Origin of the sequence: Zhongshania antarctica, assembly GCF_014202945.1 — a bacterium.
GTDB lineage: Bacteria > Pseudomonadota > Gammaproteobacteria > Pseudomonadales > Spongiibacteraceae > Spongiibacter > Spongiibacter antarcticus.
Genome location: NZ_JACHHW010000008.1, coordinates 164,563 through 177,461 on the forward strand (window position 1 = coordinate 164,563; position 12,899 = coordinate 177,461).

11 protein-coding genes are annotated in these 12,899 nt (G+C 51.8%); 7 read left to right on the plus strand and 4 right to left on the minus strand.

Annotated elements, in window-relative coordinates; genetic code table 11:
- The first annotated feature begins 104 nt into the window (after positions 1 to 104).
- From HNQ57_RS14705 to HNQ57_RS14715, 3 genes are read left to right on the plus strand one after another with little or no spacing between them, the layout of a single operon-like run.
- The gene (locus tag HNQ57_RS14705; RefSeq protein ID WP_226968247.1) at positions 105 to 611 is read left to right on the plus strand and encodes a copper chaperone PCu(A)C; all 507 of its coding nucleotides are present in this window, start codon (positions 105 to 107) and stop codon (positions 609 to 611) included.
- On the plus strand, positions 611 to 1,645 hold the full coding sequence (locus HNQ57_RS14710; protein ID WP_184464244.1) for a DUF2333 family protein: 1,035 nt from the start codon (positions 611 to 613) through the stop codon (positions 1,643 to 1,645). Before HNQ57_RS14705 ends, HNQ57_RS14710 begins: the two co-directional genes overlap by 1 nt.
- Positions 1,646 to 2,236 carry a YajG family lipoprotein gene (locus HNQ57_RS14715; protein ID WP_221301737.1) on the plus strand — a complete coding sequence of 197 codons (591 nt, stop codon included), beginning with the start codon at positions 1,646 to 1,648 and terminating at the stop codon, positions 2,234 to 2,236. It begins immediately after the preceding gene.
- A gap of 91 nt (positions 2,237 to 2,327) precedes the next feature.
- On the opposite strand, the gene trxC is transcribed toward HNQ57_RS14715, so the two are convergent.
- Positions 2,328 to 2,777, minus strand: a complete 450-nt coding sequence (gene trxC, locus HNQ57_RS14720) for a thioredoxin TrxC (RefSeq protein ID WP_184464247.1) — start codon at positions 2,775 to 2,777, stop codon at positions 2,328 to 2,330.
- Between the two features lie 128 nt (positions 2,778 to 2,905).
- Entirely contained in the window at positions 2,906 to 3,904 is a 999-nt protein-coding gene (locus HNQ57_RS14725; RefSeq protein ID WP_184464248.1) for an adenosine kinase, read from the minus strand.
- 80 nt (positions 3,905 to 3,984) lie between these two features.
- Between HNQ57_RS14725 and mrcB the strand changes: the two genes are divergently transcribed.
- Complete coding sequence (gene mrcB / locus HNQ57_RS14730; protein ID WP_184464249.1) at positions 3,985 to 6,279, plus strand: penicillin-binding protein 1B; 2,295 nt, start codon at positions 3,985 to 3,987, stop codon at positions 6,277 to 6,279.
- 14 nt (positions 6,280 to 6,293) lie between these two features.
- Here mrcB and HNQ57_RS14735 read toward each other — a convergent pair whose 3' ends face one another.
- Positions 6,294 to 7,748, minus strand: coding sequence for an ATP-binding cassette domain-containing protein (locus HNQ57_RS14735; RefSeq protein ID WP_184464253.1), 1,455 nt, complete (start codon positions 7,746 to 7,748; stop codon positions 6,294 to 6,296).
- Between the two features lie 133 nt (positions 7,749 to 7,881).
- Positions 7,882 to 8,757, minus strand: coding sequence for an LOG family protein (locus tag HNQ57_RS14740; protein ID WP_184464254.1), 876 nt, complete (start codon positions 8,755 to 8,757; stop codon positions 7,882 to 7,884).
- 302 nt (positions 8,758 to 9,059) lie between these two features.
- Here HNQ57_RS14740 and nhaA point away from each other — a divergent pair, with 302 nt between their 5' ends.
- The 3 genes from nhaA (at position 9,060) to HNQ57_RS14755 (ending at position 12,773) form a co-directional block, all read left to right on the plus strand.
- Positions 9,060 to 10,244, plus strand: coding sequence for a Na+/H+ antiporter NhaA (gene nhaA / locus HNQ57_RS14745; protein WP_184464256.1), 1,185 nt, complete (start codon positions 9,060 to 9,062; stop codon positions 10,242 to 10,244).
- Positions 10,245 to 10,310: 66 nt separating this feature from the next.
- Entirely contained in the window at positions 10,311 to 11,183 is an 873-nt protein-coding gene (locus tag HNQ57_RS14750; protein WP_184464258.1) for a DUF1295 domain-containing protein, read from the plus strand.
- A 30-nt stretch (positions 11,184 to 11,213) separates the two neighbouring features.
- Positions 11,214 to 12,773 carry a cation:proton antiporter family protein gene (locus tag HNQ57_RS14755; RefSeq protein ID WP_184464260.1) on the plus strand — a complete coding sequence of 520 codons (1,560 nt, stop codon included), beginning with the start codon at positions 11,214 to 11,216 and terminating at the stop codon, positions 12,771 to 12,773.
- The last annotated feature ends 126 nt before the right edge of the window (positions 12,774 to 12,899 follow it).

The window sequence follows — 12,899 nt, forward strand, 5'->3', positions numbered from 1 at the left end:
ATTGCTAGCGAGTTTACAGGTATTGCTCGGAAGGGTTAAGTTCAGGCTATGTTGTTCGAATAATTGTGTCGCCGAAAAGCAAGCGGCGGCGTATTGGAGGGTTTGTGAGTTGTAAGTGGATGAGTGTTGGCGGCTTGGCCGCGCTGTTATTCAGCGCTGTACTACAGGCTCAGCCCGATCAAATTACGGTAGAAAACGCCTATGTGCGTGGCTTGCCGCCAAGCCAACGCAATACGGCGGCGTTTTTTAGTGTGCACAATCACCGTGGTCAAGAGGTTCGGATTGTGGCCGGTGATAGTGATGCCGCCGAGCGCTTGGAAATACATGGTCATCAGCATCGTAATGGCATGATGTCGATGCAGCGCGAGGATGCGGTCACCGCGCCGGCCAACGGCGAGTTTGTTTTTGCGCCCGGCGCCTACCATTTAATGTTAATTAATTTAACAAGACCGCTGGCAGACGGTGACCGGGTGAAATTTACCCTTAAAACCGCTGAAGGTGAAATTCTTGCCATTGATGCGCCGGTAATTAGTGTGCTCAAACCCGCGCCCAGCGCAAACACCACATCTAGCTCCACAATGAGCCCGACTGAACACACAGGAATGCACTAATGATTGAAAAGATAAAAGACCTAGTCGCTAGGGCCAAAGAGAGTGCGCAAGACTGGCTCGGCAATGGGCTTGCATTAAAAATCGCTGCCGTTGTCGTGCCAGTCTATCTCGTGATTGTGATGATATTTGGTGTGTATTGGAGCTTTACGCCGGATATACCCAATACCCAGTATCTGCAAAAAGACGCCAAAATGGGTGTTATTGGCAGCGCAACAACCTCAGCATTAATTGATGTTACTGAAACATTGCTCGACAAGCCGGGCGGTTTTATTAGTAATGATATAAGCCCGCCAGGCATTTTTATGGACGATATGCCTGCGTGGGAATACGGAGTGCTCATTCAGGTTAGAGACCTGAGCCGCGCCATGCGCGAGAACTTTAGTCGCTCGCAGTCGCAATCCCAAGAAGATGGCGACTTGGCCAAGGCCGAGCCGCGCTTCAGCTTCTCTAATAATAGCTGGGCGGTACCCGCTTCTGAGTCGGAATACCGGCAGGGCATTAAATTCCTTAAGGCTTATCGCAGCCGCTTGGCTGATGTAGATCAGCCTCAGGCCCAGTTTTACGCCCGCGCCGATAATCTGCGCTATTGGCTGGCAGGCGTGGAGTCGCGTTTAGGGAGCTTGTCGCAGCGCTTGAGTGCCAGTGTTGGGCGGCCGCGTTTGAACACTGATTTAGCCAACGACGCCAATGCACGGCAGTCTACGCCGGCATCGACTGAGTTGCAGATAAAAACCCCATGGCTGGAAATTGATAATGTATTTTACGAATCCCGCGGCACGGCTTGGGCGCTGATTTGCTTCCTGAAGGCGGTCGAGGTGGATTTTGCCGATGTATTGGCCAATAAAAATGCGAGTGTGAGTTTGCGACAAATAATTCGTGAACTAGAGGGAACCCAACAGGCAATGTTCAGCCCAATGGTTCTCAATGGCAGTGGTTTTGGGTTTTTAGCCAACCATTCACTGGTGATGGCGTCTTATATTAGCCGCGCCAATGGTGCTATAACTGATTTACGTGACTTGTTATCTCAAGGATAAATGATGGTTTACTCTACTTTACTTAAAACCTGTGTGCTCGCCGCCAGCGTGTGGCTTACGGCCTGCGCCTCTAGTCCACAAGCGATTCAATTGAGCCCAAAATTTTCGGCGCCCACTGCGCGTATGGGCAATAACAGCCCTGTTCATGTCAGGGTCAGTGACCAGCGTCAAAACAAGGTGCTGGGCAGTCGCGGTGGTACATACCGTGAAACCTCAGTGGTGACCATTGCCAACGATTTGTCTTTGGCGGTTGAAAAACCCTTGGCTAAGCACATGGCAACAATGGGCTACGATACCGACAGTCTGCGTGCCGACACGGCAGATCTCCATGTGATTTTTGAATCTCTGGTCTATAACCACCCGAAAGAAGACGGCGTTGGTTATGACATGGATATGTTAGCTGTGGTAAATGTGGTTGCTAGTCGCGGTAATGAGCGTTATGAAGGCCGCTACCGAGTGAAGCGGAAGCAGAAGTTCTTTAACGCGCCAAGCGAGTCTCACAATGCCGAGCTGGTTAATGGCCTTGTGGTTGAAGTGCTTAATAGCATGTTTGAAGACCCTAAGTTGGTAGGGTTCTTGCGGAAAAACTAACACGTATTATCTGAGTTAAAGAAGGCGGATGCGTTAATTGCTCCGCCTTTTTTTATGCTTGCAACGTGCTGGGTGGGCGCCAACTCATGGCCTATAAAGTTGCCAGCTGCTGATTTAGCCACTGCTTGAATTGTCCCTTGGGTAGCGCACCAGACAGCCGAGTAATTTCCCGGCCACGATGAAATAGAATTAGCGTGGGGATCGAGCGGATTTGAAACTGGGCAGCGGTGTTCTGATTGGCTTCAGTGTCGAGTTTAAGAAAGCTGACATGGGCGGGCATTTCGGCGGCAAGTTCACTATACACCGGCGCAAATGAGCGGCAGGGGCCGCACCAGGGCGCCCAAAAATCCACCAGCACCGGCAGGCCGCTTTGTTGAATATAACGATTAAAATTCGCATCGCTGGCGTTTACGACCTTGCCGTCGAGCAATAGCGCCTTGCACTTGCCGCACACCGGAGCATCGGCAATACGTGATTCGGGTACGCGGTTAATCACGGCGCAGTTTGGGCAAATCAGTTGTAGCGAAGGGCTAGCGCTCATGGGGAATCCAAATACAGCAAGTCATAACGCTGATATGTGGTCAGAAGGCGGGGATTTCAAGGTCTTAGCTTTATGGCGCTAGGCGTTCTCGACGCGAAAGCGCCTGAGACAGCCTAGCAAGGGAGTGCTTAGCGATTTAACTCGCTGAGTAATTCCTGATGTCGCGGCCCGCGTAGGCGTGGACCGTATTGGGATACTACCTCGGCGGCAGCGCGGCTAGCCAGTGCGCCGGCCTTGGCGTAGCTGTACCCGTTGGTAATGCCGTAGAGAAACGCGCCAGCAAACATATCGCCCGCGCCGTTGGTGTCTACCGCAGTGACCTTATGGCCTGAAATTTCATGCAATTGTTCGCCGTCAAACACCAGTGCGCCTTTGGCACCGAGGGTGATGGCGAAGGTCTTGGCAACGCGTTTCAGTGCGGCAACGGCTTCGTCTAAAGACTCGCTGTTGGCCCAGCCCAATGCCTCGGCTTCGTTGCAAAAAATCAGGTCTACACCATTGCCCAGCATGTCCTTTAAGCCGTCGCGGAAGAAGCTGACCATCCCCGGGTCTGAAAAGCTCAGCGCGGTTTTAACCTTATTGCGCTCGGCGATTTCGCGTCCTGCAATGGCGGCGGCGCGACCACTGTCGGAGGTGACCAGATAGCCTTCCATGTAAAAATACGTAGAGGCGGCGAGAGCTGCTTCATTGATCTCGCTTACCGCAAGGGTTTCGCTAATCCCGAGATTGGTGTTCATACTGCGTTCGGCGTCTGGGCTGACTAATACGAGGCATTTACCGGTAATGCCATTGGCCTTGGCGCTGTTAAAATCAGCATCTACCCCAGCGGCTTTAATGTCGTTCATAAAGAAGTGGCCGTGTTCGTCGTTTGCCACTTTGCAGGAATAGTAATTGTTGGCGCCAAAATAGCCCGCAGCGACAATACTGTTACAGGCGGAACCGCCACTGGCGAGTTTGGCGTGAACCATATGGCCGCTGAGCTTGTCCAAGAGTTCCTGTTGACGGGCGGCATCGACGAGGGTCATCAGGCCTTTTTCCACGCCGAGGGATTGCAATTCTGCGTCGTTAATTTCGATTTCGGTATCGACCAAGGCGGCGCCAATTCCATAGAGGTGGTATTTTTTCATCTGATTTGCCAGTAACTTGCGGTAAAGTGCCGCTATTATCCGGTTTGAATTCTGATTTGCAATGTATCTGGTCGTATTGAATGGTTAAGAAAGCATCTAAGGCAAGTGGCGCTTCCGCAGCAAAATTCTCGTGGTGGGGTTTATTCGTCAAGCTTAGCTTGGCGTTTGCGGTCGTCATGCTGATTTTTTTCGCTTATTGCGATGCCAAGGTGCGTGGCACGTTTGACCGCCAGCGCTATGAGCAACCCGCCAAGGTCTACGCCCGGCCATTGGTGCTGGCAACGGGGGCGATTCTCACCGCCTATGAACTCGAATCTGAGCTGGGCGAGCTAGGCTATAGTAATCGTCGCTTAGTTGATCAGCCTGGCAGCTATTCCCGCCAAGGTGACCACTTCACTATTTATCTTCGGCCATTTTCCTTTGCCGACGGGGCACAACCGGCGCGCAAGATCGAAGTTGAGATGAGTGCGACGACCGTGCGCGTGGTCCGCAATAAATTGGGTGATCGCATTGCCGAAGAGCAGCTCGATCCGATGGTCATTGGCGGTGTTTATCCCGGTCGTCATGAAGACCGTATCATGCTGAGCTTAGCTGAAGCGCCGCAAATGCTGCTTGAAACCTTGGTGCAGGTGGAAGATCAGCACTTCTACAGCCATTTTGGTATTTCGCCGCGCAGTATCGCGCGTGCCATGCTCGCCAATATAAAGGCGGGACGTACTGTGCAGGGCGGCAGCACACTGACCCAGCAATTGGTTAAAAACACTATTCTGAGCAATGAACGCAGCTTGTGGCGCAAGGCGAAAGAAGCGGTGATGTCGATTTTAACCGAGATGCATTACAGCAAAGACCGAATTTTAGAAGCGTATATCAACGAAGTTTATCTTGGCCAGGAGGGCAATCGGGCTATTCACGGCTTTGGTCTTGCTGCGCGGCACTATTATAACCGGCCCCTAGAAGAGCTAAATTTAGGGCAGGTTGCGATGCTGGTCGGGCTGGTTAAAGGGCCGTCGTATTACGACCCATGGCGTCACCCAGAACGCGCCAAAACCCGCCGCAATATTGTGCTTGGCGAGCTGGAGGAAGAGGGCTGGCTCACCACGCAGCAATTGGCCGCGTGGCAGAAAGAGCCTTTAGAGTTAGCCAAAACCTCGGCGCTGGCAGGCGTTTACCCTGCTTATGTTGACTTGGTGCGGCGTCAATTGAGCCGTGATTATCAGAGCAAAGAGCTGCAAACCAGTGGCTTGCGAATTTTCACTCCTTTTGACCCGGTTTTGCAGCGCCGCGCGGAAAAGGCAACGGTTAAATCCCTGCAGCGACTGGAAGCCCGTCAAAAAGACTTAGAGGTCGCCATGGTCGTGACCAAAGTAAATAGTGGTGATGTGGTCGCGGTCATTGGTGGCAAACGGCCGAAGTACGCTGGCTTTAACCGCGCCCTAGATGCACTGCGACCCATTGGCTCATTGGCTAAACCCGCGGTGTACTTGGCCGCGCTAAATCAGCCCAATCAATATAGTTTGTTGACCAAGGTGTCGGATGAGCCGGTGTCGATCAGCAATGCCAATGGCAGCCAGTGGCGGCCTTCGAATTACGACCGGAAATCTCACGGCGAGGTGCCACTGCACACGGCATTGGCCCACTCTTATAATATAGCGACTGCTCGATTGGGTATGCAGGTTGGCTTGGATAAGGTTATGGCGATGTTCCAGCGCCTTGGCGTGCAGCGGCCCTTACTCGAAGTGCCATCGATGTTACTGGGTTCGGCGGAGTTGGCGCCAATAGAAGTTGCGGCAATGTACCAGACCTTGGCGGCAGATGGCCGCTATACACCGCTCCGTACGATTTACGCGATTACGGATAACAAGGGCGAGTTATTGGCGCGCTACCCGCAAAAGCCAAAGCAGGTTGTAAGTTCTGCAGCAGTGCATTTATTGCAATACGCGATGTTAGAAACCGTGCGCGAAGGCACGGGCAAAGGGGTGTATCAGGTGTTGCCCAAAGACTATCGGGTGGCGGGTAAAACCGGTACCAGTAACGATACCCGCGACTCGTGGTTTGCTGGTTTTGCCGGGGACTATATGGCCGTGGTGTGGATGGGCTTAGACAATAACACCTCAACGGGCTTAACGGGTGCCAGCGGTGCCTTAATGGTGTGGCGTCAGTTTATGGCCGAGGCCAGCACCGAGCAAATGCCATTCTCAATGGTCGATGGCGTAGAGTATCAGTGGGTGGATGGTATCAGCGGAAAACTTAGCCAGTCGTGGTGTGAAAATGCCCGCTATATGCCTTTTATGAGCGGCAGCGCACCCAGTGAACGCGGCGGCTGCGCCCCAGAACCTGAGAAGGTGTGGGGCTGGTTTCGCAGCGTCTTTGACTAGCTAGAATGGCTGGCTTAAGCCTCGCGGATCTGGGCGGTATAGCCGCCCTGCTCAGCGGGGACTAAATCCATAAACTGATTGATGCACTCGGGCAGTTCTTCGCTGCGATGGCTAACGAATAAAATACGGGTTTGGCCGTGGGCGGCAATTTGGTCGACGGCGCCGAGCAATCGCGATTTTTGTTCGTTGTCTAGGCCAATACAGGGCTCATCTAAAATGAGAATACGAGGTGATTTCACCATAGCCCTCGCCAGTAAAACCATGCGCTGTTCACCAAACGACAACCGGTCGAACCGCTGCTCTTTGAGGGGCAAAAGTTCAAGCGCGTCTAGCCAAGCCATGAGCATCTGACGCTGAGACTCGCTGTATTCAGTGTACAACCCCACGGAATCAAATAAGCCCGATGCAACGACGTCGATCACCTTGGTGCGTTTTAAATTATTCATTTGCATGCTGGTATTGAGCAGGCCAAATTGCGATTTAACCTCCCAAATACTTTCTCCGCTGCCACGGCGCTTGCCGAATAAAACCACTTCTTGGCCGTAGGCCTTATCGTTTTCACCGCAGAGCATGCCGAGCAAGGTCGACTTGCCAGCGCCGTTAGGGCCGCTAATACAGCAGTGTTGATGAGGCATTAAGGTCCAGTTGATGTTGCTAAGCACCTGATTGCCACGGAAATTCACATTGATATTACGCAGCTCTAACAGTGCGCTGTCGTCAGGGTGTGCTGGCGCTTCGGCAATGGGCAGCGGTTTGGCGTAGTGATGTAACGCTTTGCTGGCCTGCTTGGCGGCGGCCGCACTGCATTCTCCCCGCATTTTGCCGTGGGCCATTTGATATACCGTGTCTATGCAATCGGGAATATCGTTGGCGTCTTTGGTTAACAGGATTAGCGGCGTTGGCGAGGTGAGTAACTCGTCGAGCATGGCTCGCATCTCGGCCTGGGCATTGACATCCAAACCTTCAAAGGGATTGTCGAGAATCAGGGCCACAGGTTTGGCGAACAGGGCCCGGGCTAGCAGGGTTTTGCGACTTTCACCGGTAGAGATGAAACGGATGCCCTGGTCTAATATGTGCTCAATACCAAGCCTGCTGCACAGGCTGTCGAATTCTGCATTGGCGGGCTGGCCTTGCAAAATAATAGCGCGCACTGGTGTGCCAACGTCAAAGGCGTCGTCGCGGGTTTCACTGTCGTCAAAACGGCGGTCGTGCTCCATCAGCTCGCGGTGTAAATCAAAGGAGATGTGAGCGATATCATCGGGGCCAATATTGGCCGCGTAGTGGATGTCACCCGCGTTAGGCCGCAGCTGATCGGTAATGAGTTTGGCGAGGGTGGTTTTTCCTGCGCCGTTGCCGCCCAAGATGGCGAGATGCTGTCCTGCCGGCCACTGCCAACTGAAATTGTCGAGAATGGGGTCGAGTTGATAGGCAAAACGAATGGCGTCAAAGCGAATAATAGGGGCGGACATGGGCAACCGTTATAACAAAAAATAATCGGCCACTATAGCATGTTTGCCCTAAATTTTTTTGGCGCCCTTTGGTTTTGCTAGCGGGTGTTCGCTGTGGGAAATACATGCCTCACAGCGAGTTGGCAGAAATTTTTCAGCAGCGAATACGCTCGCCGGGACTGAGCTGATAGAAATCAACGATGTGCTGCCAGGCCTGCTCGGCGGTATCGACTACATTGATCATATTAACGTCTTCAGGGCTGATAACGCCCTCGTCGCGGAGAAATTCCAAATTAATGGCCTGGCGCCAAAACTCGTGACCAATGAGAATGACCGGTACCCGTTTCGACTTGCCGGTTTGAATGAGGGTTAGTGCCTCGAAGAGTTCGTCGAAGGTGCCAAAACCACCGGGGCAAACCACCACGGCCTTGGCGCGCAGCATAAAGTGCATTTTGCGGATGCCGAAATAATGAAAGCGAAAACAAAATTCTGGGCTGATATAGGGGTTTGGATCTTGTTCGTGGGGCAATACAATGTTTAGGCCTATTGATTTGCCGCCGGCGTCACTGGCGCCGCGGTTGGCGGCTTCCATAATACCTGGGCCACCGCCGGTGACCACATAGAGTTGTTCGTTGGGATCGCAGTTGTTGGAGTGCGCGGTAATTAGTTCACCTAGGCGGCGGGCTTGTTCATAGTGATGGCTATTGCGTTGGTCACGTTTGGCAGCCCTCACTTTGGCGGGGTCGCCGCTGTCTTGGGCAAGAAGTAAAGCTGCGTCGGCGTCTTCTGGCGAGGGAAAGCGGGCGCTGCCGAAAATGACAATGGTGGATTCGACGCCATGTTCTTTTAGCGTCATTTCGGGCTTTTGCAACTCTAAGTGAAAGCGCAGGCCGCGCAGCTCTTCACGCAATAAAAAATCTTGATCGGTATAGGCCAGCCGGTAGGCGGCGGGTTTGTCTTGCTGATTACTGGGCAATTCATCCCGAGCGGAGGGAAAGTTGGCGCCGTGTAATTTAGACTTATCAGTCATTTATTGCTTCCTTATGGGTGGCGATATTGCTGTAGCTTTGGGCCCAAAGCATCTTTGGAAAACGTAGCACAGCCAAAGCACTCACTGCGGTTGCGGGACATGCTAAGCGAAGGCCGGTGGGGCCTCGCCTGAGCGCAGTAGTTTTGCAAAGCTCCCTTAGCATAGCGCTGAAATGAGACAAATGCACAGCACCGAAACTCGATAGAAAACATTGTGTTGTGGGCTCCAGTCGGTATGATCTTGGGGGAGCCTCAGTGCGTATAGACGCTACTGTTAATTCCGATTAAAAACTATAGGTATGTATGTCTCAATCAGATTCGTCGTATTTGCAGCATTTTTTTAAACAAGAGTCCGCGGGTGGAATTTTATTGGTATTGGCCAGTGTCCTGGCGATTGTGCTGGCCAATAGTCCGCTGGAGAGTATCTACAATCTTTTGATTGATACTCCGGTCGTTGTGCAGGTCGGCGCGCTGAAATTGGCCAAACCATTATTGATGTGGGTGAATGACGGCCTAATGGCGGTGTTCTTCCTCATGGTCGGATTGGAGCTCAAGCGTGAATTCTTGGAAGGGGAACTGGCCGAGCTAAACAAAATCATTCTGCCGGGCCTTGGCGCCATTGGCGGAATGGTGGTGCCGGCCTTTATTTATTTAGCCTTGAATCGCGGTGATGGGATTGCCGCGCAGGGCTGGGCAATTCCTACGGCCACAGATATTGCTTTTGCCTTAGGGGTGTTAAGTTTATTGGGGCCACGTGTGCCTATCGCCTTAAAAGTGTTTTTAACCTCGCTGGCGATATTTGACGATGTTGGCGCCATTCTGATAATTGCGTTTTTTTACACCAGCAAAATCTCATTGCTCGCCATTGTGGTGGCGGGGTCCTGTGTATTGGTCCTCGCGTTGATGAATCGCCGAGGCGTGGATGAAAAAAGCCCTTATCTGTTGATTGGCCTTGTGATGTGGGTGGCCTTGGTTAAGTCGGGGGTGCACGCGACGCTGGCGGGGGTGGTGTTGGCGATGTTTATACCCATGCGCGCGAAAATGCTAAATAAAGAATCGCCCGCCAAATCCCTCGAGCACGATCTCCATGCGGCGGTTGCCTTTGTTATTTTGCCGGTGTTTGCATTTTGTAATTCAGGGATTAGTTTTAGCGGAGTGGGCTTAGATCACCTGCTGCACGGCGTGCCGCTTGGCATTGCGTTGGGGCTGTTTGTGGGTAAACAGATTGGCGTATTTGGTTTTTGCTGGTTAGGCGTGAAACTAAAACTTACGCAGTTACCTGAAGATATTTCTTGGTCATCGCTGTATGGCACCGCCCTGCTCTGTGGTATTGGTTTTACCATGAGTCTATTTGTGGGCTCACTTGCCTTTGAAGAGTCAGGGGTGAACCAGCTGTTTGACGAGCGTCTGGGGATCATTATCGGATCGCTATTGTCTGGCATTGTTGGCTATGTGGTGCTGAATAAAAGTTTGCCTGCAAAAGATTAAGCGTTTCGGGAACTGCCGTATTGCCCAAACTGCACACACGTTTGTAGATCTAGGAGTAGAGCGCTAATGCAAAAGTCTGCGTTAAAAGCCTTGCTTGCGGTGTTGGTGATGGCCGCGATCGGTTTGTTGCTTGCTTGTGCAGTTGGGCGAGGCTTGCCGACATATGGCGGCTTGAGCATGCCGCTATGGTCACTGTTGATCGCGTTCGGTGTGCAATGGCTGGTATTTATTCCTGCCTATTTAAACCGCACCGAGCGCTTTTATGATTTGACGGGGGCGGTGAGCAATATTGCAGTCGTCATTGTTTGCTTTAACCTGAGTATTGAGACTGAACGGAATTATTTACTCGCCAGTTTAATCGTTATATGGGCGTTACGCCTGGGCGGGTTTTTATTTTGGCGAGTGTGTGTGGATGGCCGAGATACACGTTTTGACAAAATTAAAATCAATTTCTATCGCTTTCTTGTAACGTGGACACTCCAAGCATTGTGGGTTTTTCTGATTTCACTTGCGGCGATCTTGGCGATGGCGTCCGGCGTGGATGCGCCCTTAGGCTGGACAGCCGGTATTGGTGTGTTGTGTTGGCTGCTCGGCATGGCGTTGGAGGTGACTGCGGATGCGCAGAAGCGCCGATTCCGCGCTGATTCACGTAATCAGGGACAATTTATTCGCCAAGGCTTATGGGCGTGGTCTCGGCACCCGAATTATTTTGGCGAAATATTAGTGTGGATTGGCGTGTGTATTATCGCCTTTCCAGCTTTGAGTGGCTGCTTGTATTTAGGTTTGTTATCACCGTTGTTTGTTATTTTGGTGTTGACTAAAGTAACTGGGATTCCACTGCTTGAAGCCAGCGCGAATAGGCGCTGGGGTAGTGATTCGGATTATCAACAATACAAGGCTCAGACCCCACTTCTAATTCCGCGTATACCACGACCTTGATTTTCGATAGCTATTAACGAGTGAGTTGTAATGATTGAACCCCTGCTGGTCGGAATTGCTTTTATTGCCGGCTTGTTATTTAAACGTCTTGGTATGCCGCCCTTACTCGGTTATTTAGTAGCAGGTTTTATCGCCGGCGGTTTACAGCTAGGCGACCCTGAGCTCATTCATGCCCTGTCGGAGTTGGGCATCATACTGCTGCTATTCACTATTGGGTTAAAACTCAATGTGCGGGAGTTACTTGCCCCGCAGATTTGGGCTGCGGCAAGCTTGCATACTGTGTTTGTAGTGCCTTTGACGGCCCTGGTGCTTTTGAGTCTGCATTGGATAATCCCTGAACTTCACGCTGTCGAAACCTCAGTGGCGTGGATGCTTGCCTTTGCCTTGTCGTTTTCAAGTACGGTGTTTGCCGTAAAAATATTTGATGAACGCGGAGAGGGCGCAGCACTTCACGCCAAAATTGCTATCGGTATTTTGATTGTCCAAGACATTTTTGCCGTGTGCTTTTTGGTGTTTTCCGCCGAGCAGCCTCCGTCGGAGTGGGCCATAGCCTTGCTCGCGCTGCCCTTGCTGCGCCCCATCTTAGTTGCACTGCTTAAACAGGCTGGTCACGGTGAATTGTTAGTGCTATTTGGTATTGGTACAGCAGTTGGTGCTGCGGCCTTATTTGAGCTGGTTCACCTTGAAGGTGGTTTAGGGGCCTTACTGTTTGGCGTTCTGCTGTCCAAATCGAATAAAAGTGTCGAACTATATAAGAGCCTCATTAATTTTAAGGACATATTTCTCACCGCCTTTTTCTTGAGTATTGGCTATGCCGGTATGCCCAGTGGCGCCATGCTGACGGTGGCGCTAGCCTTGGCGGGACTCATCTTGCTGCGGCCACTGATCTACTTTGCGTTACTACTGTTGTTCCGCTTGCGAGCGCGCACCTCGCTACTGGTTGGTCTATCCTTATTTAATTACAGTGAATTCGGTTTGATTGTTGCTGCCATGGCAGTGCAGGCCGGATCGCTGCCAGCAGAGTGGTTGACGACTTTAGCGGTGGCGATGGCCTTGTCTTTGTTTATTGCCGTGCCATTTAATACCCATGTACACAGCTTGTACGCCCGGATTGCCGAGCGCCTGCAAAAATTGGAGCGTCGCCAATTACTGGTCTTAGAGCGTCCGGTGAATATGGGCGAAGCTGAGATTATTATTTTTGGTATGGGGCGAATTGGCAGTGGCGCCTATGACTATCTTAGCCAGCACTACCCAGAAAAAATAGTGGGTGTGGAAGAAAATGCCGATAAGGCGGTAAAAATGAAACTGGCGGGCATTAATTGTGTTGCTGGCGATGCCAGTGACCGGGATTTTTTAGAGCGGGCCGGTTTACAGCGGCGCAGAATGATCTTGGTGAGTCTCAGTAATCACGAAGAAAATATCGAAGTTGTTAAATTGCTTAATCAGCTTAATTATCAGGGTAAGATCGCTGTGGTGTCGCGATTCCCAGATCAACATGATGAACTGCTGCGTATGGGTTGCATCACCTTTAACCTCTATGCCGAGGCTGGTCATGGCTTTGCTGAGCGAGTGCTGGAAGAGCTGACCTGACCGCTCTCGCTGCGACGAAGTGAGCGATTCCCAGACGACGGGGTTTCTAGCCCCGTTGGCGAGGGTATATATTAATAGTTACGGGAACCATTTGGCCGCGAGAGGGATCTATCGGCCCGGCAAATG

Bases quoted from the DNA above. Each gene is read 5' to 3' on its own strand.
- HNQ57_RS14710 (WP_184464244.1), top strand. From the start codon at position 611: ATGATTGAAAAGATAAAAGACCTAGTCGCTAGGGCCAAAGAGAGTGCG.
- HNQ57_RS14715 (WP_221301737.1), top strand. From the start codon at position 1,646: ATGATGGTTTACTCTACTTTACTTAAAACCTGTGTGCTCGCCGCCAGC.
- trxC (WP_184464247.1), bottom strand. From the start codon at position 2,777: ATGAGCGCTAGCCCTTCGCTACAACTGATTTGCCCAAACTGCGCCGTG.
- HNQ57_RS14725 (WP_184464248.1), bottom strand. From the start codon at position 3,904: ATGAAAAAATACCACCTCTATGGAATTGGCGCCGCCTTGGTCGATACC.
- mrcB (WP_184464249.1), top strand. From the start codon at position 3,985: ATGGTTAAGAAAGCATCTAAGGCAAGTGGCGCTTCCGCAGCAAAATTC.
- HNQ57_RS14735 (WP_184464253.1), bottom strand. From the start codon at position 7,748: ATGTCCGCCCCTATTATTCGCTTTGACGCCATTCGTTTTGCCTATCAA.
- HNQ57_RS14740 (WP_184464254.1), bottom strand. From the start codon at position 8,757: ATGACTGATAAGTCTAAATTACACGGCGCCAACTTTCCCTCCGCTCGG.
- nhaA (WP_184464256.1), top strand. From the start codon at position 9,060: ATGTCTCAATCAGATTCGTCGTATTTGCAGCATTTTTTTAAACAAGAG.
- HNQ57_RS14750 (WP_184464258.1), top strand. From the start codon at position 10,311: ATGCAAAAGTCTGCGTTAAAAGCCTTGCTTGCGGTGTTGGTGATGGCC.
- HNQ57_RS14755 (WP_184464260.1), top strand. From the start codon at position 11,214: ATGATTGAACCCCTGCTGGTCGGAATTGCTTTTATTGCCGGCTTGTTA.